Origin of the sequence: Salipiger sp. D13, assembly GCF_003703915.1 — a bacterium.
In the GTDB taxonomy this organism is placed as follows: Bacteria; Pseudomonadota; Alphaproteobacteria; order Rhodobacterales; family Rhodobacteraceae; genus Salipiger; species Salipiger profundus.
In genome coordinates, this window is sequence record NZ_ML112591.1 from 438,201 (window position 1) to 457,504 (window position 19,304).

19 protein-coding genes are annotated in these 19,304 nt (G+C 68.1%); 4 read left to right on the plus strand and 15 right to left on the minus strand.

The window, feature by feature from the left end; genetic code table 11:
- Window positions 1-46: 46 nt before the first annotated feature.
- Entirely contained in the window at window positions 47-661 is a 615-nt protein-coding gene (locus tag D6860_RS06395; protein ID WP_076625266.1) for a response regulator transcription factor, read from the minus strand.
- A gap of 369 nt (window positions 662-1,030) precedes the next feature.
- On the opposite strand from D6860_RS06395, the gene D6860_RS06400 reads away from it, so the two are divergent.
- The 3 genes from D6860_RS06400 to ade all read left to right on the plus strand — a co-directional run bounded on the left by D6860_RS06400 (window position 1,031) and on the right by ade (window position 5,969).
- Window positions 1,031-1,498, plus strand: coding sequence for a hypothetical protein (locus D6860_RS06400; protein WP_076622627.1), 468 nt, complete (start codon window positions 1,031-1,033; stop codon window positions 1,496-1,498).
- 11 nt (window positions 1,499-1,509) lie between these two features.
- On the plus strand, window positions 1,510-4,131 hold the full coding sequence (locus tag D6860_RS06405; RefSeq protein WP_076622628.1) for a hybrid sensor histidine kinase/response regulator: 2,622 nt from the start codon (window positions 1,510-1,512) through the stop codon (window positions 4,129-4,131).
- A 140-nt stretch (window positions 4,132-4,271) separates the two neighbouring features.
- Entirely contained in the window at window positions 4,272-5,969 is a 1,698-nt protein-coding gene (gene ade / locus D6860_RS06410; RefSeq protein WP_076622629.1) for an adenine deaminase, read from the plus strand.
- Here the strand turns inward: ade and D6860_RS06415 are convergent.
- On the minus strand, window positions 5,956-6,504 hold the full coding sequence (locus D6860_RS06415; protein ID WP_076622630.1) for a cupin domain-containing protein: 549 nt from the start codon (window positions 6,502-6,504) through the stop codon (window positions 5,956-5,958). The two genes, ade and D6860_RS06415, sit on opposite strands and share 14 nt — an antisense overlap.
- A 103-nt stretch (window positions 6,505-6,607) precedes the next feature.
- Window positions 6,608-7,783, minus strand: a complete 1,176-nt coding sequence (locus D6860_RS06420; RefSeq protein WP_076622631.1) for a lytic murein transglycosylase — start codon at window positions 7,781-7,783, stop codon at window positions 6,608-6,610.
- 176 nt (window positions 7,784-7,959) lie between these two features.
- On the opposite strand from D6860_RS06420, the gene D6860_RS06425 reads away from it, so the two are divergent.
- Window positions 7,960-8,331, plus strand: a complete 372-nt coding sequence (locus D6860_RS06425; RefSeq protein ID WP_017467802.1) for a response regulator transcription factor — start codon at window positions 7,960-7,962, stop codon at window positions 8,329-8,331.
- Between the two features lie 21 nt (window positions 8,332-8,352).
- On the opposite strand, the gene D6860_RS06430 is transcribed toward D6860_RS06425, so the two are convergent.
- From D6860_RS06430 to D6860_RS06485, 12 genes are all read right to left on the minus strand, one after another.
- Complete coding sequence (locus tag D6860_RS06430; protein ID WP_017467803.1) at window positions 8,353-9,339, minus strand: glutathione S-transferase family protein; 987 nt, start codon at window positions 9,337-9,339, stop codon at window positions 8,353-8,355.
- A 385-nt stretch (window positions 9,340-9,724) separates the two neighbouring features.
- Window positions 9,725-9,961, minus strand: coding sequence for a GlsB/YeaQ/YmgE family stress response membrane protein (locus D6860_RS06435; protein ID WP_076622632.1), 237 nt, complete (start codon window positions 9,959-9,961; stop codon window positions 9,725-9,727).
- 111 nt (window positions 9,962-10,072) lie between these two features.
- Window positions 10,073-10,987: a methionyl-tRNA formyltransferase gene (gene fmt, locus D6860_RS06440; RefSeq protein ID WP_076622633.1), complete on the minus strand. Its 915-nt coding sequence runs from the start codon at window positions 10,985-10,987 to the stop codon at window positions 10,073-10,075.
- 85 nt (window positions 10,988-11,072) lie between these two features.
- Window positions 11,073-12,038: an ABC transporter permease gene (locus D6860_RS06445; protein ID WP_076622634.1), complete on the minus strand. Its 966-nt coding sequence runs from the start codon at window positions 12,036-12,038 to the stop codon at window positions 11,073-11,075.
- Entirely contained in the window at window positions 12,038-13,132 is a 1,095-nt protein-coding gene (locus D6860_RS06450) for an ABC transporter permease (protein WP_076622635.1), read from the minus strand. The genes D6860_RS06445 and D6860_RS06450 overlap by 1 nt, the downstream gene beginning before the upstream one ends.
- A 101-nt stretch (window positions 13,133-13,233) precedes the next feature.
- Entirely contained in the window at window positions 13,234-14,835 is a 1,602-nt protein-coding gene (locus D6860_RS06455) for an ABC transporter ATP-binding protein (RefSeq protein ID WP_076622636.1), read from the minus strand.
- A 98-nt stretch (window positions 14,836-14,933) separates the two neighbouring features.
- Window positions 14,934-15,938 (minus strand): BMP family lipoprotein, encoded by a 1,005-nt coding sequence (locus tag D6860_RS06460; RefSeq protein WP_076625267.1) that lies wholly within the window; start codon window positions 15,936-15,938, stop codon window positions 14,934-14,936.
- 132 nt (window positions 15,939-16,070) lie between these two features.
- Complete coding sequence (locus D6860_RS06465; RefSeq protein WP_076622637.1) at window positions 16,071-16,505, minus strand: GNAT family N-acetyltransferase; 435 nt, start codon at window positions 16,503-16,505, stop codon at window positions 16,071-16,073.
- A complete protein-coding gene (tsaB, locus tag D6860_RS06470; RefSeq protein ID WP_093411798.1) occupies window positions 16,502-17,068 on the minus strand; it encodes a tRNA (adenosine(37)-N6)-threonylcarbamoyltransferase complex dimerization subunit type 1 TsaB in 567 nt (188 codons plus the stop codon). Before tsaB ends, D6860_RS06465 begins: the two co-directional genes overlap by 4 nt.
- Before the next feature lie 6 nt (window positions 17,069-17,074).
- Window positions 17,075-17,635, minus strand: coding sequence for a NifU family protein (locus D6860_RS06475; protein WP_017468806.1), 561 nt, complete (start codon window positions 17,633-17,635; stop codon window positions 17,075-17,077).
- A gap of 110 nt (window positions 17,636-17,745) precedes the next feature.
- The gene (locus D6860_RS06480; RefSeq protein ID WP_017468807.1) at window positions 17,746-18,201 is read right to left on the minus strand and encodes a universal stress protein; all 456 of its coding nucleotides are present in this window, start codon (window positions 18,199-18,201) and stop codon (window positions 17,746-17,748) included.
- 61 nt (window positions 18,202-18,262) lie between these two features.
- A complete protein-coding gene (locus D6860_RS06485) occupies window positions 18,263-19,303 on the minus strand; it encodes a hypothetical protein (RefSeq protein WP_076622638.1) in 1,041 nt (346 codons plus the stop codon).
- Between the last annotated feature and the right edge of the window lies 1 nt (window position 19,304).

Below are 19,304 nucleotides of genomic sequence, written 5' to 3' on the forward strand. Positions count from 1 at the left end.
CGATCGATGCACCGGGGGGCTCGCGCCCCTTGCATCGGTCAGCGTGTCAGAAAAGTCCGGCCTCCTTCGCGATGATCGCCGCATGCGTGCGGTTCGCGGCGTTGATCTTCCGGTAGAGCGTCTTGACGTGCAGCTTCACCGTCGGCTCGCGGATCTGAAGGTCACGCGCGATCTCCTTGTTGGACTTGCCCCGCGTCAGCCCCTCGAGCACCTCCAGTTCGCGGCGTGACAGCTGCTCCGCCAGCGGGTTGCGGTGCCCCGGGTCATCGCTGCGCATGAAGTCGAGCGGCGCATATTGCTCGCCCATCGCCATGAAGCGCACCGCGTTCACGAGAGACTTCGCCGAGAGCGTCTTGGGCAGGAAGCCCGCCGCGCCGGTGGCCAGCACCCGCTCGGCAACCTCGCGGCTGGCCGTGCCCGAGATGATGGCCACACGCTTCGCGCCCTCGAGGGCGCTCATTCGTTCGAACCCCTCGAGCGCGTTCATTCCCGGCATGGAATAGTCCAGCAACACGAGATCGAACCGCTCGCCCGACGCGACGAGCTGTTCCGCCTCGGAGTAGCTGGCGACGGTGACTGTCTCGAAGTCGCCTTCGGAGGCCAGGAACAGCTCGAGCGTATCGCGCAGAAGCTCGTGGTCGTCGGCGATCAGGATACGCAGTGCGCCGCGGCGGCCCGCTGCCTGGCGCGGGTTCGAAATGGCCGTCACATCTGTCTCCCTTCGCAAGGCGCGCTTCGGTCTGCACATCGCCCCCGGCATGCGACCGGAAAGAAATCGAATCAGGTGCTGCCCCCGGGTCCTGGAAGCGTGAAGGGCAGATTATCCGCCCGATCTCTCCAGTTTGTTAACGGATGGCAGGTATTCCCCGGGCATCGACAACACCGCCGGAAGCCGCAATGCCCCAGCCCTGCACTACGAACGCGCTCGTGATCTCGCCCTTTGGGTGCGCGCCCTGTCCGCATGCGCGAGTGACCCGAGGCCGCCGGCGATGCGAATTTTACATCTGGCCCCACCCCGAGGACCGGATCCATGCTATTCCTGCCGACCCTTCTGTGCACGCTGGCCGTGCTTGCCCAGCCCCACCCATCTGGCACGGCGACGGAGTTTTCCGTCCCGTCCAACGTGAGTGTACAGAGCGTCGGCGGCAGCACCATGCACGTCACCAAAGGCGCGCGCCCCCTTTTCGACCGTGTCGGGCTCGAAAGGCTGGAGAAACGGAAGAGCGAAACCCGCACGATCCGGACGGGCACGCCGCCGCAACTCACCGGAGTGACGCTGCGCTCCCTGCTCGAAGCAGTCGGGGCGACGGGTCATTGCATCGACGCGCCCGCGAAGGCGCCGGTCATCGCCCATCACGATCGTCGCGCAGCCGTGTCGGTGCGCGACAAGGGCACGCTCGGGCTCATGTATCCCCATGATGCCGATCCCGCCGTCCGAACCTGCCATATCCATGCGCGCAGCATCTGGCAGTTCGACCGCATCGACGTGCTCGACTGATGCATGGTCCGATGAGCGTCCTGCTGCCCCTGCGCCACCTCACCGGCACGACACGCGCCCGAAGTGCGCTCGGTGGCCTGATCCTCCTGTGCTGGGGCGGGTTGGTCATCTGGCTCGGCATGATGGTCCAGCGCGAGATCGATGCCTTCTCGACGGCGAATTCCGACAACCTGCAATGGACCCTCGCACAGGCCGACGTCGAGTTCCTGAGGTTCCAGCTGGCCCTCGAGCAGGCAGAGGCCGACCCGAGTGCGCTCGACACGGTGCGGCTGCGTTTCGACATCTTCTACAGCCGCATGGTCACCCTGCGCGACGGCAGGCTGTTCCGGGCGCTCGACGACACGCCCGGGTTCACCAATCCCTACACCCGCGTGCAGGACTTTCTCGGCGCCACCACCCCGCTGATCGACGGGCCCGAGGCCGCGCTGGCCGAGGCCCTGCCGATGCTGACCGCACAGACGGAGACGGTCGGCAAGGATATTCGCGCGTTCTCGCTGGCTGCCCTCTCCAGCTTCGCCGAGCTTTCGGACCGGCGGCGGGAGGGGATCACGCGGCTGCTGATCTACATGGCGGCCGTGCTGATGGCGCTGTTTCTCGGGCTCACCCTCCTGGCGGTCACCCTGTTTCGACTTTTCCGGCTGGCGCGCGACCGCGCAGACCAGGTCGAAAGCACGAGCGTCCGGCTGCGCACCATCGTCGAGACCTCGCCGAATGCCATCGTCGTCACCGATGAGGCCGGCGAGATACGCGCCTTCAACGCTGCGGCCGAACGCATCTTCGGCTACACGAGAGCCGAAGCCTGCGGACGACCCGCCCGCCATCTCTTCGCACCGCCCGAGGCATCGGATCACGCGCTTGTCTCGGTCTTCGCCTTCGCCGAGGAACGCCGGCGCCCCCGCCCTGAGGAACGCAATTTCGAGGTCACCCTCCAGGCCCGCGACGGGCGCTGCTTTCCCGCGGAATTCAGCGTCGACCGGGCCGAGACCGAGGAACCGCTCTACGTGGCCTATATCCGCGACATCACGCCGTGGAAGGAGGCCGAGCAGCAACTGACCGAGGCGCGCGACCGCGCCCTTGCCGGAGAGCGCGCGAAATCGGAATTCCTCGCCGTGATGAGCCACGAGATGCGCACTCCGCTGAACGGACTGCTGGGCACGATGCAACTTCTGCGAGACCATGACCTCGGCTCGTCCCCGGCAGGTCTTCTCGACCGGATGCAGGTCTCCGGCCAGCTTCTGCTGGATCTGGTGAACGACGTTCTCGACCTCACGAAGGTCGAGGCCGGCAAGCTGGCGCTGGACCCCGCGCCTTTCTCGCTGCGAGATCTGCTGGACGGGCTGGTCGCGACGGCGATCCCTCTTGCCGAAAGCTACGGCAACCGGCTGTCATGGCACTGGTGCGGCGCGCCACGTCCGCTGGTCGAGGGCGATGCCCGGCGGCTGCGACAGGTTCTGCTCAATCTGACGGGTAACGCGCTGAAGTTCACGCGAAACGGCAAGGTGGAGATCGAGGTCGAGCAGCTTCCCGGCACCGGGGAAATGATCGAATTTCGCGTTATCGACAGCGGAATCGGCATCGCGGAAGAGCAGCTCGACCGGATTTTCGAGGATTTCGAGACGCTCGATTCCTCCTACGCGCGCGAAGCCGGTGGCACCGGTCTGGGTCTCGGCATCGCGCGCCGCTACACCCGGCTGATGGGTGGCGAAATCGGCGCCGAGAGCGAAGCCGGTCAAGGCAGCCTGTTCTGGATCCGCCTGCCCCTGCCGCCGGCCGCTGAAGTCGCGCCCGAAGCGCCGCCCCACCCGGCAACCGTCCCGCCGATCTCGGCCCTGGAGGTGCTGGTCGTCGAGGACAACGAGATCAACCGCTTCATCGTGCAGCGGATGCTGGAGCGCGACGGTCATCACGTCACCATCGCCGAGAACGGGCAGATGGGAGTGCAAAAAGCCTCATCCCGGCGGTTCGATGTCATCCTCATGGACATCTCCATGCCGGTCATGGACGGCACGCAAGCCACGCGCGCAATCCGCCGTGGCGGCGGCCCGTCCGCACGCGCCCCCATCATCGCGCTCACGGCCCACGCCTTCCCAGAAGAACGCGAGACCTTTCGTCAGGCGGGCATGACGGCCTTCCTGACAAAGCCCGTCGACCGCATGGGCCTGCGGGACACGCTTGCCCGAAGTGTCGCCGGAATTGCGCCAGCGAAACCGCAGCCGAACGACCAGCGGTCATCGCCCCTGTCCCTGCTAGATGATCGCCTGCTGGACCAGTTTCTCGATGCGCTTCCCGATGGCGCCGCCCAGCCTTTGCTCGCACGCTTCCTGCAGGAGACGGACCGCGAGATCGCCGCGCTTGCAGAGACCGCACCGGACGCGCCCGACCTCGCGGCGCGGGCACATCGCTGCGCAGGCTCCTGCGGCACCTTCGGGGTCGGGGCGATGCGCTCCGCGCTGCTGAAGATCGAAGCCAGCCTGAAACACGAGACCCTCCCCGCGCCTGACGACCTGCGCGCGCTGAAACCGATCTGGGCCATGAGCCGCAAGGCCCTTGTCGCGAGAGTGGAGGCACAGGGCGGCCCGCGCAGCGGGATCGGCTCCTCGAGCGACGCCCGTAGGGGAGCAGCCGAAGGCTGACACCTCCGGTCAGCCTGGCGCGCCCGAACCTCGGGCCGCCGCCAAGCCGCCAGACCAGCGCCGTTTCAACACCTTCGCCCCTCGCCTGCCCCGGCGCGCTGTGCGACAGTCGGCCAAGGACACCCACAAGGAGGCTGCGCATGGCCGATCTCGAAACCCGCATCGCACAGGGGCGCGGCGATGCTCCGGCGGACCTCGTGCTGCGCGGCGGGCGCATCCTCGACCTGATGACCGGCGATCTGCTCGAGGGCGATGTCGCCGTCTGCGGCGACACCATCGTAGGGACGCTCGACAGCTACGAGGGGAAAGAGGTCATCGACGTGAGCGGCCTGATCCTCGTGCCCGGCTTCATCGACACGCATCTGCACATCGAAAGCTCGCTGGTCACGCCGTTCGAATTCGACCGCTGCGTCACGCCGCGCGGCGTCACCACCGCGATCTGCGACCCGCACGAGATTGCCAACGTGATCGGCGCCGAGGGAATTCGCTACTTCCAGCGGGCCAGCGAACACACCGTGATGGACATCCGCGTCCAGCTGTCCTCCTGCGTGCCCTCGACCCACATGGAGACCGCGGGCGCCGAGCTTCTCGCCGAGGATCTCGCGCCGCTGATGGGGCACCCCTCCGGCATCGGGCTGGCGGAATTCATGAACTACCCCGGCGTGATCCATCGCGACCCCGAGGCAATGAAGAAGCTGCGGCTGTTCGAAGGTGGCCATGTCGACGGGCACTGCCCGCTGCTGCTGGGCCGGGATCTCAACGCCTATGTCGCCGCCGGCATCCGCACCGAGCACGAGGCCACCAGCGCCGAGGAGGCGCTCGAGAAGCTGCGCAAGGGGATGCGGGTGCTGATCCGCGAGGGCTCGGTTTCGAAGGACCTGCACGCGCTGCAGCCGGTGCTGACCGAGCGCACGGCGCCCTACATGTGCCTGTGCACCGATGACCGCAACCCGCTCGACATCGCCGAGCACGGGCATCTCGACTACATGATCCGCACGCTGATCTCGCTGGGAACGCCGCCGCTCGCCGCCTACCGTGCGGCTTCCCTGTCGGCGGCCGAGGCCTTCGGCCTGAAGGACCGCGGCATGATCGCGCCGGGCAAGCGGGCCGACATCGTGGCCGTGGACAGCCTTGAAGGGTGCCATGCGCAGCTGGTTCTGGCAGCCGGTGTGCGGGCCGATGACGCCGCCTTTGCCGCGCGCGAGACCCTCCCGCCGGTCGGGCGCGGATCGGTGCAGGCGCCGCGGATCACTGCCTCTCAGTTCCGTGCCACCGGCAACCGCGAAGAGACCGATGTCATCGGCATCCGAGAGGGCCAGATCCTCACCGATCACCTGCACGAGCGCATCGCGATCGAAGACGGGGACAAGCGCCCCGACAGCACGCGCGACCTCGTGCGCATCGCCGTGGTCGAGCGTCACGGCCGCAACGGCAACATCGCGACCGGCTTCGTGAAGGGCTTCGGACTGCAGGCGGGGGCCATTGCATCGACGGTCTGCCACGACCACCACAACATCGCCTGTGTCGGCGTCGGCTACGACGACATGGCGCTCGCGGCCAACCGGCTCGAGGCGCTCGAGGGCGGCTTCGTGGTGGCAAAGGGCGGCGAGATCCTCGCCGAGCTGGCATTGCCCGTGGCCGGGCTGATGAGCCTAGAGCCGTTCGAGACGGTGCGCGACCGGCTGGTCGATCTGCGCGCGGCGGCACGCGGTCTGGGCGTCACGCTCGAGGAACCCTTCCTGCAGCTCGCCTTCCTTGCCCTGCCGGTGATCCCGGCGCTGAAGATCACCGATCGGGGCATGGTCGACGTGACGACCTTCGAGATCATCCCCGGCTGATCGCCTCTGCCCAAAGCCGGGGCAACGGCCCGTCCCTACCGAAGATCGGGTCCGTTTCAGGCAACGCCACCGCCGCGATCACCGAGGCATCGCGGCCGGCATCGGGGCCGGCCCGGCGTGTCGTGAAGTCTTGCTGTCCCGGGGGATAGGCACCGCATATGCGGAAATCGTCGCTCTGCGAAAGGCGGCAGTGACCGGTCCCCGCCGGGAGGATCAGGCAATCGCCTGCAGCAACGTCCACGTCCTCGCCTTCCGGGCCCGGTCCACCGAGCCGCAGCCGGGCCTCGCCCGATGCCACGGTCAGCGCCTCGTGGGCGTCGGGGTGGTAGTGATGGTAGTCAAAGACGGTCCACACCCATGTTCCGCCCCATCCATTCGCTTCCATCGCGGCGCAGACGGCCTGCGGCGTTCGACCCGCAAGCACGTCCCGGTGGATCACCACGGGCAGCGTCGGGTTGTTCGGACTCTCCGCTCCGCCTTCGAAGAGGCGGGTGACAGGGGCCGGTTGCGGGCGGGAAGGTCTTGTATCGCTCATGGTGCGACACCTAGCCCGGCCGCTGGCGGCGAAAATTCCTCGCAGAGGAATTTTCCCGGCAAAAGTTTTCGCAGAAAACTTTTCGGCCCAGCCCGAAGGTGGCTCAGAGCCGATCGAGCAGCGCCTGCGTGGGCCAGCCGTCGGCCGGCAGCCCGAGCTTGGCCTGCATGTCGCGCACTGCCGCACGAGTGCCCGCACCAAGGATGCCGTCGATGCCGCCGACGTCGTAGCCCCGGTCCTGCAGCGCCTTCTGCAAGGTCATCATCTGCTCGCCCGAGAGCCCGGGATCGGGGTTTCCCGCCTCGTAGACCGGGGCCCCCTCGAGGCGCGTAGCGAAATAGGCCGCGGTCATCACGTAGACGAAGCTCTGGTTCCACTCGAAGTAGACCCGAAAGTTGGGATAGGCGATGAACGCCGGCCCCCCCTTGCCCTGCGGCAACAGGATCGACGCCGGCAGCCGCGCATCGTCGAGACGCCCTTCGCGGCCCTTCACGCCCAGCTGTTCCCATTCGCCCACGGTCATCTCGGTTTCGAGCCCGGTCAGCGACAGGTCGAGATCCTCGGGCAGAACGACCTCCTGAAGCCAGGGCTCGCCGGGCCGCCAGCCCAGCCCCGAGAGCATCTTCGCCCCTGACATGAGCGCATCCGGGGCGGACGACTTCAGCAGGACATGCCCGTCGCCATCGCCGTCAAGTCCGCTTTCGAGGATGTCCCGCGGCAGCATTTGCACCATGCCGATCTCGCCTGCCCAGGCCCCGGTCGTGCGGTCCGGATCGAAGTCCCCGTGCTCGTAGAGTTCGAGCGCGGCAAAGATCTGCGGACGGAAAATTTCGGGCCGCCGGCAATCGTGTGCCAGCGTCACCAGCGCGTCCAGCGTGTTGAAATCTCCCTGGTAGGCGCCGTAGTCGGTCTCGAATGCCCAGAACGCCAACAAGACCCCCCGGGCGATGCCGTAGTCCCGCTCGATCCGGTCGAAGACCTCGTCCCAGCGATTGGCCAGCTCCCGCCCCTTGTCGAGGCGATACTGGCTGATGAGCTTGCGCGAGAAGTCGATGAACGGCGTCTGGAAGATGCCCTGCCCGCGATCGCGTTGCAGCACCTTGCGGTCGATTTCGGCGCCCGAGAGAAACCGGTCGACCTCGGCCGGGTCATGCCCCATCGAAACGGCCTCTTCGCGGAGCCCTTCGATAAAATCCCGGAAGTCGCCACCACAGGGCACATCCTGTGCCAGCGCGGCGCCCGGCAGGGCCAGAACGGCAAGGAGAAGGGGTAAGCGCATCGGAGCCTCCGCAATGGTCGAGGGCACAGTATCAGCCCGGGAAGGTGGCGCAAGAAGCGGGATCCCGCTTATGTTTGCGTTTTGTTCACAGAGTTTACGATAGCGTTAAACATTTATTTATAACTCGATCTGACAAGGGAAGTATGCGGAAAGGACCGCGGACTGCGGAGGGTGCAGTGAACGTTCTGATTGTCGAAAGCCGTGAAGAGCTTGCGACGCTCTGGCAGCGCCATCTCGAAAGGATGGGTGCGCGGGTGCATCTCGCGGTGTCTCAGAACGCCGCGACCGCGCTCCTGCACGAGGTCGACTTCCAGATCATCGTTCTCGATCTCGTGCTCGACGACGGCAGCGCGCTGGCGGTCGCCGATTTCGCGAGCTACCGCCAGCCGGACACGCGTGTGATCTTCGTGACCAACACGTCGTTTTTCTCGGACGGGTCGATCTTCCGGCACTGCGCGAATGCCTGCGCCTACCTGCCGAGCGCGACACCGCCCGCCGATCTCGCCACGATGGTCGAGCATTACGGGCAGAGCACGCCCGGAGCCTGAGGCCGGACGCGCGCGCCGTGGTCAGGCGGCGGCGAGCCGGTCGCGGCCGTGCGGCGCCATGAGGTCGAGGTCCGGCCCCACCGGGATGATCCGCTCGGGATTGATCATGTCGTGACTGTAGTAGTAGTGCCGCTTGATGTGGTCGAAATGTACCGTGTCCGCCACGCCGGGCCACTGGTAGAGTTCGCGCGTGTAGCCCCAGATCGACGGATAGTCGACGATACGGCGCTTGTTGCACTTGAAGTGGCACTCGTAGACCTGATCGAACCGGATGAGCGTGGTGAACAGCCGCCAGTCGGCCTCGGTGATCCGGTCTCCCATCAGGTAGCGCCGGCTCGAAAGCCGCTCCTCGATCCAGTCGAGCGTCTCGAACAGCGGGCCGACGGCCTCTTCATAGGCCTTCTGCGAGGTCGCGAAGCCGGCCTTGTAGACGCCGTTGTTGACCGTGTCGTAGATCCGCTCGTTCACCGGCTCGATGGCCTCGCGCAGTTCTTCGGGCCAGTAGTCGTCATGGTTGCCGGTCACGCCGTCAAAGGCCGAGTTCAGCATCCGGATGATCTCGGCGCTCTCGTTCGACACGATGGTCTCGCGCTGCTTGTCCCAGAGCACGGGCACGGTCACGCGACCCGACATGCCCGGATCCACCTTGAGGTAGATGTCGCGCAGGAACGGCAGGTCGTAGAGATCGTCGCCCGTCGCTCCGGCAAAATCCCTGTCGAAGGTCCAGCCGTCCGAAAGCATCTCCGGGTGGACAACGCTGACGCCGATGATGTCCTCGAGCCCCTTGAGGGCGCGGAAGATCAGCGTTCGGTGCGCCCAGGGGCAGGCATAGCTGACGTAGAGATGGTAGCGGTTGGCCTCGGCCGGAAAGCCGCCCTCGCCGCTCGGTCCGGGGCTTCCGTCCGGAGTGATCCAGTTGCGAAAGCCGGTGACCCAGCGTTCGAACTTGCCGTGTTCGTTGGTGTAGTCCCAGCGGTCATGCCACTGGCCGTCGACGAGAAGGCCCATCGGTAAATCTCCCTTGCTTTGGGAGGGAATCTAGCTGCCAGGAGCCTTCGGACAATTCCGGGGCCGCGCGCAGGGTCTTCGCGCGGGCGCACATAGGGGGTCGTGCGTGGAAAACGTGATGCAGCGAGCTCAAGGTGCATCACCTCGCTGCTCTGCACGCCCCGGTGCGAAAGAGCGCCGTCGGCAGCCCGCGGGGTCGCGAGCTTCACAGCGAACCTTTCGGTTTATCGCCGCCATGTCCGCATGACCTCGACAGGTCGCGCCCGCCTCACCAGATGGCCAGCCCGGTGGGGCGGGCTGCCGATGGCGCGGCGGCGCTGCGCGCCTAGAATCCGCGCGGGTGCGCCGCTTGTAGGGTGGGTTATCAACCCACCACCCCCGAAGACTACCGCCGCATGTAGAGGCGCCAGAGCCAGATCAGCAGCATCGCGCCCAGCACCGCGCCGACGAGCCCCGCGAGGGCACCGGTGATCGCCACGACGAACCGCAGCACGAGCCCGCCGATGACCGCGCCGGCCATGCCGATTGCGACGGTCTCGACCACGCCGGTTCGCACCTGCATGAACCGCGTCGCGAGAAACCCCGCCGCCGCGCCGATGATGATGAGCCAGACAACCGACATGATCTCAGCGCTTCCCGCGCCACTGGTTTGCCGCGCCAACCGTCGCCCCGGCCGAAGAGACGATGACCCCTCCCCGAAGCGCCCCGAAGCCGATGCCGCACGCCGGGCCCATCAGCCCGCCCCCAGTACGGTGCCGCGCGGGATCGCCATGCCGCGCAGGAAGCTGTCGGCGTCCTGCGCGCCCCGCCCGGCGCGCTGCGCCCGCGTGACCTGCACTGCGCCGCTGCCGCAGGCGATGACAAAGGCATCGTCCAGCGCCTCGCCCGGCGTGCCGGTGCCCTCGACCACCCGCGCCCCGAGCAGCTTGATCCGGTCCTCTTCGCGCATCGTCCAGGCGCCCGGGAAAGGCGCCAGCCCACGGATCTGGCGCGAGACCTCCTCCGCGGGCCGCGACCAGTCCACCGCTGCTTCGGCCTTGTCGATCTTGCTGGCGTAGGTCACGCCCTCCTCGGGCTGCGGCTCCGGCGAGAGCGTGTCGAGCCGCGCCAGCGCCTCGACGATCAGCCGCGCGCCCATGGCGCTCAGCCGGTCGTGCAGCGCGCCGGTGGTCTCGTCCCGACCGATCTCGGTGGCCTCGCGAAGCAGCACCGGGCCGGTGTCGAGCCCCGCCTCCATCTGCATGATGCAGATGCCGGTCTCGGCATCGCCGGCCATGATCGCCCGGTGGATGGGGGCTGCCCCCCGCCAGCGCGGCAGCAGCGAGGCGTGGATGTTCAGGCAGCCGTGGGACGGCGCGTCCAGCACCGGCTGCGGCAGGATCAGCCCGTAGGCGACCACGACGGCCACGTCGGCGTTCAGCGCGGCGAAGCGCGCCTGCTCGTCGTCCGACTTCAGGCTCTTCGGGGGCCGCACCTCGAGCCCCAGCGCCTCGGCGCGGGCGTGCACCGGCGTCGGACGGTCCTTCTTGCCGCGCCCGGCGGGGCGCGGCGGCTGGCAGTAGACGGCGGCGATCTCGTGCCCGGCCTCGACCAGCGCGTCGAGCACCGGCACCGAGAAATCGGGCGTTCCCATGAAGATCACACGCATCGGCCGGCTCCCTCGTTGTCGATCTTGGCGATTGCTGCCCCCGAGATAGGGCGTCGGGGCGCAAATCGCCAGAGCGCGGGTGGCCTCAGCGCTCCTTCACGTAGGGCTCGCCGCCGGCGCGCGGCGGGATCGCCTTGCCGACGAAGCCCGCGAGGATGACCACGGTCAGGATGTAGGGCAGCGCGTCCATCACCTGCACCGGGATGGTGATCCCGCCGAGGTCGATGTTCTGGAAACGCAGCGCCACCGCCTGCAGCAGGCCGAAGAGCAGGCAGGCGAAGAGCGCATACCACGGCCGCCACTTGGCGAAGATCAGCGCCGCCAGCGCGATGTAGCCGCGCCCCGCCGTCATCTCGCGCACGAAGCCTGCCTGCAGGCCGGTGGCGAGATAGGCCCCCGCGAGCCCGCAGAGCACGCCGCAGATCACGATGGCCGCGTAGCGCAGCCCGACGACCGAGACGCCGGCGGTGTCGACCGCCTCGGGCGCCTCGCCGACCGCGCGCAGGCGCAGGCCGAAACGGGTGCGGAACAGCACGAACCACGTCAGCGGCACCATCAGGAAGGCGACGTAGACCAGCGCCGAATGACCCGAGATCAGCTCGGCATAGATCGGCCCGAGCACCGGCACGCCCGAGAGCGCCTCGGCGAAGGGAAGCGTGATCGGCTCGAAGCGTCCGCCGCCGATCAGCGAGGGCGTACGCCCGCCCTGCCCGAACCAGTCCTGCGCGATGAGCACCGTGAGGCCGGAGGCAAGGAAGTTGATCGCCACCCCCGAGATCAGCTGGTTGCCCCGGAAGGTGATCGAGGCCAGCCCGTGGATGCCGCTCATGAAGGTCGCGGCGACGATCCCGGCCAGCAGGCCCAGCCAGACAGACCCGGTCACCGCCGCAATGGCGGCGGAGGCGAAGGCTGCGGCGAGCATCTTGCCCTCGAGCCCGATGTCGATGACCCCGGAGCGTTCCGAGAACAGGCCCGCGAGACAGGCCAGCAGCAGCGGCGTGGCAAGGCGCACGGTGGAGTCGAGCACCTGCAGAAGCGTTGCGAAATCCATCAGCCGTTCCTCCGCCGGGTCGCCATGAAGATCCGCTCGAGCGGCATCCGCACCATGTTGTCGAGCGCCCCGGTGAACAGGATCACCAGCGCCTGGATCACGGTGATGAGCTCACGCGGGATGTTGGTCCAGAGCGCCAGTTCGGCCCCGCCCTGGTAGAGGAAGCCGAAGAGCAGCGCGGCGAGGAATATCCCCACCGGGTGCGACCGCCCCATGAGCGCCACGGCGATGCCGATGAAGCCCGCGCCCTCGGTGGCGTTCATCACCAGCCGTTCGGCCTCGCCCATGGTGGTGTTGAGGGCCATCATGCCGGCCAGCCCGCCGGATATGAGCATCGCGACGACCGTGATGCGCACCGGCGAGATGCCGGCGTATTTCGCGGCGCTCTCGGAATGGCCGAAGGCGCGGATCTCGTAGCCGAGCTTGGTGCGCCACATCAAGAACCAGAAGGCGATGCAGGCAAGGATCGCGAGAAAGAAGGTCACGTTCGCCGGCGAGCCCCGGAACAGCGGGTTGTCGGCGGTGGCGAACAGGTCCTGGAAGGTCGGCAGATGCGTCGCCTCGGGGAACGGCGCGGTGGCCGGGTCCATGGCGCCCGCCGGGCGCAGCAGGTTGACCAGCACGTAGTTCAGCACCGCGGCGGCGATGAAGTTGAACATGATCGTGGTGATCACGATGTGGCTGCCGCGCTTGGCCTGCAGGTAAGCCGGGATCAGCGCCCAGAGCGCACCGAAGGCCGCCGCCGCCACGGTCGCCACCAGCAGCGCGACGGTCCAGTGCGGGAACGGGATGAACAGGCAGACCAGCGCCACGCCGAGCCCGCCGATCATCGCCTGCCCCTCGCCACCGATGTTGAACATCTTGGCATGGAAGGCGATGGCGACGCAGAGCCCGGTGAAGATGAAGTTCGTGGTGTAGTAGAGCGTGTAGCCCCACCCGGCGCTGCGCATCAGCGCGCCCTGAACCATCAGCTCCAGCGCGTCGATCGGGTTCTCGCCGATCGCGAGGATCACCAGCGCCGACAGCACTGCCGCCAGCAGGATCGAGATCAGGGGAACCAGGACCGCGTCGGCCCATGCGGGCATCTTATCCATGTCCGGCCTCTTGTTTGTCTTTCGCGCCCGGGCGGCGCGGGTGCGTGGAGCGGGCGGGCATCGCGCAGCGTGCCGCGCGGGTGCCACGCCGCTTGCTGCGGTCAGTCATGCTGCTCGGCCTCCCGCGCCTCTTTGTCCTCGAGCGAGGCGTCGATCGCCTGGATCGGGTCGCCGCCCGGCATCTCGGTGACGCCCGCCATCAGCAGGCCCAGCTCGGTCTGGTCGGTCTCGTCGGGCAGGCGTTCGCCCATGATCTGGCCGTCGAACATCACCGCAATGCGGTCGGACAGCGAGAAGATCTCGTCAAGTTCGACCGACACCAGCAGGATCGCCTTGCCCTGGTCGCGCAGGCGCACGATCTCCTGGTGGATGAACTCGATGGCGCCGATGTCGACGCCGCGTGTCGGCTGGCCGACAAGCAGGATGTCGGGGTCGCGTTCGATCTCGCGGGCCAGCACGATCTTCTGCTGGTTGCCGCCCGAGAAGTTCTTTGCGGCAAGATCCGGGTTCGGCGGCCGCACGTCGTAGCGGGTCATCTTGTCCTGCGCCTCGGCTCGGATCATCGCGTTGTTCATCAGCGGTCCCGACTGGTAGCGCGGGTCGCGGTGGTATCCGAAGACGGTGTTTTCCCACGCGGTGTAGGGCATGATGAGCCCCTCGGTCTGCCGGTCCTCGGGCACATGGGCGATGCCACGGGCGCGGCGCGACTGCCCGTCGGCCTGCCCGCCCGCGAGCGGCAGTTCCGAGCCGTTCACCCGCACCGTCCCGGTGGCGTCGGCATAGCCGCCCAGCACCTCGAGCAGTTCCGACTGGCCATTACCGGCCACGCCGGCGACGCCGAGGATCTCGCCGGCGCGCACCTCGAGCGAGATGCCCTTGAGCCGCTCGACCCCGTGGCTGTCGGTGTGGCGCAGGTTCTCGACCTGCAGCACCGGCGCGCCGGGCTGCGCGGGCACCTTGTCGACCCGCAGCAGCACCTTGCGGCCCACCATCAGCTCGGCCAGCTGCTCGGGGCTGGTCTCGGCGGTTTTCACGGTCGCCGTCATCTCGCCCCGGCGCATGACCGAGACGGTGTCGGTGATCTCCATGATCTCGCGCAGCTTGTGGGTGATGAGGATGATGGTCTTCCCCTCCGACCGCAGGTTGTCGAGAATGCGGAAGAGGTGGTCGGCCTCGGCCGGCGTCAGCACGCCGGTGGGCTCGTCCAGAATGAGGATGTCGGCCTCGCGGTAGAGCGCCTTGAGGATCTCGACGCGCTGCTGGTGGCCGACGGAAAGGTTCTCGATCAGCTGCTCGGGATCGACCGAGAGCTCGTATTCCTCGGACAGCTGCTTCAGCACGCCGCGGGCGCGGGCGAGCGACGGGCGCAGCATCGGGCCGTCCTCGGCGCCGAGGATGACGTTCTCGAGCACGGTGAAATTCTGCACCAGCTTGAAGTGCTGGAAGACCATGCCGATGCCGGCGGAGATCGCGGCCTGGCTGTCCGGGATCTCGGTCTTCTTGCCGTTGATCCAGACCTCGCCGGCGTCTGCCTTGTAGAAACCGTAAAGGATCGACATCAGCGTCGACTTGCCGGCGCCGTTCTCGCCGATGATGCCGTGGATCGTGCCCGGCATCACGCGGATCGAGATGTCCTTGTTCGCCTGCACGGGGCCGAAGGCCTTGGAGATGCCCTTCAGCTCGATGGCGGGAGTGTCGGTCATGGCGTGATGGGCTCCTGAGAAACAGGGCAGAGGCCGCGCGCCACGCGGCCTCTCGTGTGTCTTGCGGGGCGGCGCATGGCCACCCCGTCGGTCATGATTCAGAAGTTCAGCGCCGGGCAGCTGTCGTCCGACGAGTAGTCGTGGACTTCGATCTCGCCCGAGACGATCTGGGCCTTCGCCTCTTCGACGGCGACCTTCATCTCTTCGGACACGAGATCCTGGTTGTTCTCGTCGAGCGCGTAGCCGACGCCGTTCTCGGCAAGGCCCAGCACCATCACGCCGGTCTCCAGGTCCGCGCCCTGGGTCATCGCGTCCTGCACCGCCACGTCGACGCGCTTGAGCATCGAGGTCAGCACCTGGCCCGGGTGGACGTAGTTCTGGTTGCTGTCCACGCCGATCGACAGGATGCCCTCGTCGGCGGCGGTCTGCAGCACGCCAAGCCCGGTGCCGCCGGCAGCGGCGAAGATCACGTCGGCACCCTGGCTGATCTGTGCCTTGGCAAGCTCGGAGCCCTTCACCGGGTCGTTCCACGCGGCCGGGGTGGTGCCGGTCATGTTCGAGATCACCTCGATGTCGTCCGACACCGACTTGGCGCCCTGCGCGTAGCCGCAGGCGAACTTGCGGATCAGCGGGATGTCCATGCCGCCGACGAAGCCCACGGTGTTCGACTCCGACGCCATCGCGGCCATCATGCCCACGAGATACGAGCCCTCGTGCTCGGAGAACAGGATCGACAGCACGTTCGGGTGCTCTTCGGGGTTCACGAAGCCGTCGATGGTGACGAACTTGGTGTCCGGGTAGTCCGCCGCAACCGACGCGATGGGAGCGGACATCGAGAAGCCGGTGGTCACGACCGGGTTGAAGCCGGCCTCGGCGAAGCGGCGCAGGGCCTGCTCACGCTGGGCTTCGGACTGAAGCTCGATGTCGCGGTAGGACCCGCCGGTTTCCTCGGCCCAGGCCTCGGCGCCGTTGAACGCGGCCTCGTTGAACGACTTGTCGAACTTCCCGCCAAGGTCGTAGATCAGCGCCGGATCGGCCAGCGCGGCGCCAGCGGTCAGCGCGAGCGAGGCTGCAGCGCCGAGAAATTTGGTCATGAGGGTCATGTATTGCTCCCGGGTGGTGATGGCGGCGGGATCATGCGCGCCGCTCTTGTGCCTGATCAATGCAGATCGCGTCGATCAAAGCCATGCGGGGGGAAAGGGTCAACCGGTTTTTGCAAAGGCTGACGCACCGTTTCAGCCCGTCCGGGCATGACCAAAGGTCAGCGCCTTTGCCATGAGCAGCGCATCGTCGCGCCCGCCCTCCGGGGTCCGGTAGTAACCCCTGCGCCGTCCGGTCTCGGTGTAGCCGCAGGCGGAATAAAAGCCCCGCGCGGGCAGGTTCGCCGCCGCCACCTCGAGGAACACCGTCACGGCGCCGCGCGCCGCCGCCTGCCGCTCGAAGGCGGCGAGCACCGCCCTGCCCTGCCCCCGCCGCTGACGGTCGGGATCGGTGGCAAGCGCGAGGATCTCGGCCTCGTCGACGATCACCCGGCCCAGCACGAAGGCCCCGTCCCCCGGCGTCAGCAGCGCGGTGGGATGCGACAGGGTCGCCGCGAAGTCCGCCTCGGACCACGGCTGCATGTGGCGGTAGGCCCGCGCCGAGAGCGCGGCGAGTTCCGAGGGGGTCACGGCAATAGCGCCGGCGGCGCATCGCGCGCGGGGGCGGCATCGGCGGGACGGATGTAGAGCGGCGCGGGGCGGGCCCCGGCGTCGCGGCCTGCCGCGATCCGCGCGATGCGGCGGGCGATCTCTTCGGGCGGGGGCGGCAGGCAGAGCCCGCTTTCCGGCGCCGGCGCCAGCGCGGGCTCGGCGCCCCGGGCCTTCATGTAGGCCTGCCCGCGCGGCGCGGGCACCGCCGCCATGCCATCGGGGGCTTCGAGATGGATGACGTCGAAGGTGTCGACCCCGATGGCCGGCACGTCGAGCGCCAGTGCCAGCCCGCGCGCGGCAGAGACCGAGATGCGGATGCCGGTGAAGTTGCCGGGGCCGATGCCAACCCCGATGCGGCCGATGTCGGCCCAGCCAAGTGCCGCATCGGCAAGCAGTTCTTCGAGCAGCGGCATCAGGCGCTCGGCCTGTCCGCGCCCCATCTCCTCGGCCCGCGCGGCAAGCACCCGCCCGTCCCGCAGCAAAGCGGCCGCGCAATGCGCGGCCGACGTGTCAAAGGCCAGAACGGTCGTGTGCCGGGTCATGGACGATCAGACGGCGACGGGCCGCACCTCGGTGACCTCGGGGATGTAGTGGCGCAGCAGGTTCTCGATGCCCATCTTCAGGGTAAGCGTCGAGGACGGGCAGCCCGCGCAGGCGCCCTGCATGTGCAGGTAGACGACGCCGCGCTCGAAGCCGTGGAAGGTGATGTCGCCACCGTCCTGGGCCACGGCCGGCCGCACGCGGCTGTCGAGCAGTTCCTTGATCTGGCCGACGATTTCCTCGTCCTCGCCTTCGAAGGCCGCGTGGCCCGAGGCGCCGCCTTCGCCTGCCATGACGGGCTCGCCCGACTGGAAGTGCTCCATGATCGCGCCGAGGACGGCGGGCTTCACGTGATCCCAGTCCGCACCCTCGTCCTTGGTGACGGTGACGAAATCGTTGCCGAGGAAGACCCCGGTCACGCCGGTGACGCCGAACAGGCGCTTCGCGAGCGGCGACACCTCTGCGCCTTCCGCGCTGGGGAAGTCGGCCGTGCCTGCGCCCAGAACGCTCTGGCCGGGCAGGAATTTCAGCGTTGCGGGGTTCGGAGTGGATTCGGTCTGAATGAACATCTGGGGGATACCTTTCTGCCGGGCTCTCCCTATATGCGCCTCTGCCAGCGAAGCGTCAAGGTTTAGAACCGTTCTAATTCATTTGCCGGGGGCAATGCCTGGCCACCCGCTCAGGTGATTTCTTCCAGCCGCTCCTTGGACAGGTCGCCCGGCACGATGGTCACGGGGATCGGCAGGCTGCCCGAGCCGCGGCTGAGATGATTGACCAGCGGCCCCGGCCCTTTCTTGCCCGGCGCGGCGCCCAGCACCAGAACCCCGATATTCTCGTCCTCGCGGACCTGGGCGAGGATCTCGTTGACCACGTCGCCCTCGCGGATCACCAGCTCGGGATCGAGATTGTGACGGTCCCGCATCCACTTGGCGAAGACCTCGAAATGCGCGTGGATGCGCTCGCGCGCCTCTTCGCGCATCAGGTCGCCGACGCCAAGCCAGTGGTTGAACTCGTCCGGCGGGATCACCGACAGGATGGTCACCCCTGCCCCGGTGTGTTCCGCCCGCATCGCCGCGAAGCGCATCGCGTTGAGGCATTCGCGGCTGTCATCCAGAATGACGAGAAACTTGCGCATCGCCTTCTCCTTCCGCCGGGATCATGGAGCACCGCACCGGCAGGCGCAATGACCGAAGGGCTCAGAGCCTGCGACCAAGCCGCGCCACCCGGCCAAGCGCCATGCCGGCCAGGGTCGAGAGCAGCCAGGCGACCGCCCCGGCGAGCATGGCGTGAAGCGCGAGCACGCGGCGAGGCAGTCTCAGGGTCGCCCGCATCACCCGGGACTTCCCGAGCAGCGCGAAGAGTCCACGCGCCTCTTCCCCCGTCGCCTCCGTCACCCGGGCGAGCCGGGCAAGCTCGGACGGCGTGTCGGCGTAGCGTACGAGGACAAGCGCATCGGCCACCGAACTGTGCTCGGCCACACGCCCCGCGTCTGCCGCCATGCCGCCAAGCCGCTGCAGCGCCCCGACGTCGGTCACCGCCTCGAGCGGCACCCGCCGCAGGGCGAAATCGTTCAGCCGGTCCCAGCGCACCGGCACGTCACCGGCCGACCGCAGGGCAGTGCGCAATCCCGGCGTGAGCGTGCCGAGCCGGTTCGCCAGTCGCGCGGCGGTCGCGCCGGCCTTGACCGTGGCGGAACTGCCCGCCGTCATCAGCACCGCCGCCGTCGCCGCGAGCCCGGTCAGGGCAAGGCCGACCTCCAGCCGGTCGACCTCGCCTCCCGAGGCATAGACGCCGACCTGCCGCCGCAGCGCGTTGGCATCCCCGGCGGGGGTCATCTCGAGCGGCAGGGCGCAAACGGCGAGTTGAGAAAGCGACCGGCACTCCGCCACCTCGTAGGCGCAGAGCGCGCAGGACTTGCCCGTCGCAAGCCAGTCGTCGTTTCGCCCGGCGAGCGTGGCCGCCTCTGCCTCCAGCTCGGTCGGAAGAGAGACGTCGCGCCGCTCGGCGAGCGTCAGCAGCGCATCGGCCCGGCGCGCATCGCCGACCGCGACCGCCTCGGCGAGCGTGCGCTCGAGTTCTCCGGAGGACACGGCGCCCGCGACGGCACGGTCGAGCGCACGGGCGATCTCGTCGATGCCGCGTTCGAGCATCGCCGCGCCGAACGGATTCGCCAGGAACACCCAGACGGCCACCAGCGGTGGCAGCAGCCACGAGGCAAGCCGAACCGCCCGGCGCATC

Excerpts from the sequence above, each read along its gene's own strand:
- tsaB (WP_093411798.1), bottom strand. The coding sequence starts at position 17,068 with ATGACCCGGCACACGACCGTTCTGGCCTTTGACACGTCGGCCGCGCAT.
- D6860_RS06450 (WP_076622635.1), bottom strand. The coding sequence starts at position 13,132 with ATGGATAAGATGCCCGCATGGGCCGACGCGGTCCTGGTTCCCCTGATC.
- ade (WP_076622629.1), top strand. The coding sequence starts at position 4,272 with ATGGCCGATCTCGAAACCCGCATCGCACAGGGGCGCGGCGATGCTCCG.
- D6860_RS06420 (WP_076622631.1), bottom strand. The coding sequence starts at position 7,783 with ATGCGCTTACCCCTTCTCCTTGCCGTTCTGGCCCTGCCGGGCGCCGCG.
- D6860_RS06480 (WP_017468807.1), bottom strand. The coding sequence starts at position 18,201 with ATGCGCAAGTTTCTCGTCATTCTGGATGACAGCCGCGAATGCCTCAAC.
- D6860_RS06455 (WP_076622636.1), bottom strand. The coding sequence starts at position 14,835 with ATGACCGACACTCCCGCCATCGAGCTGAAGGGCATCTCCAAGGCCTTC.
- D6860_RS06405 (WP_076622628.1), top strand. The coding sequence starts at position 1,510 with ATGAGCGTCCTGCTGCCCCTGCGCCACCTCACCGGCACGACACGCGCC.
- D6860_RS06460 (WP_076625267.1), bottom strand. The coding sequence starts at position 15,938 with ATGACCCTCATGACCAAATTTCTCGGCGCTGCAGCCTCGCTCGCGCTG.
- D6860_RS06415 (WP_076622630.1), bottom strand. The coding sequence starts at position 6,504 with ATGAGCGATACAAGACCTTCCCGCCCGCAACCGGCCCCTGTCACCCGC.
- D6860_RS06430 (WP_017467803.1), bottom strand. The coding sequence starts at position 9,339 with ATGGGCCTTCTCGTCGACGGCCAGTGGCATGACCGCTGGGACTACACC.
- D6860_RS06475 (WP_017468806.1), bottom strand. The coding sequence starts at position 17,635 with ATGTTCATTCAGACCGAATCCACTCCGAACCCCGCAACGCTGAAATTC.
- D6860_RS06485 (WP_076622638.1), bottom strand. The coding sequence starts at position 19,303 with ATGCGCCGGGCGGTTCGGCTTGCCTCGTGGCTGCTGCCACCGCTGGTG.
- D6860_RS06435 (WP_076622632.1), bottom strand. The coding sequence starts at position 9,961 with ATGTCGGTTGTCTGGCTCATCATCATCGGCGCGGCGGCGGGGTTTCTC.
- D6860_RS06445 (WP_076622634.1), bottom strand. The coding sequence starts at position 12,038 with ATGGATTTCGCAACGCTTCTGCAGGTGCTCGACTCCACCGTGCGCCTT.
- fmt (WP_076622633.1), bottom strand. The coding sequence starts at position 10,987 with ATGCGTGTGATCTTCATGGGAACGCCCGATTTCTCGGTGCCGGTGCTC.
- D6860_RS06400 (WP_076622627.1), top strand. The coding sequence starts at position 1,031 with ATGCTATTCCTGCCGACCCTTCTGTGCACGCTGGCCGTGCTTGCCCAG.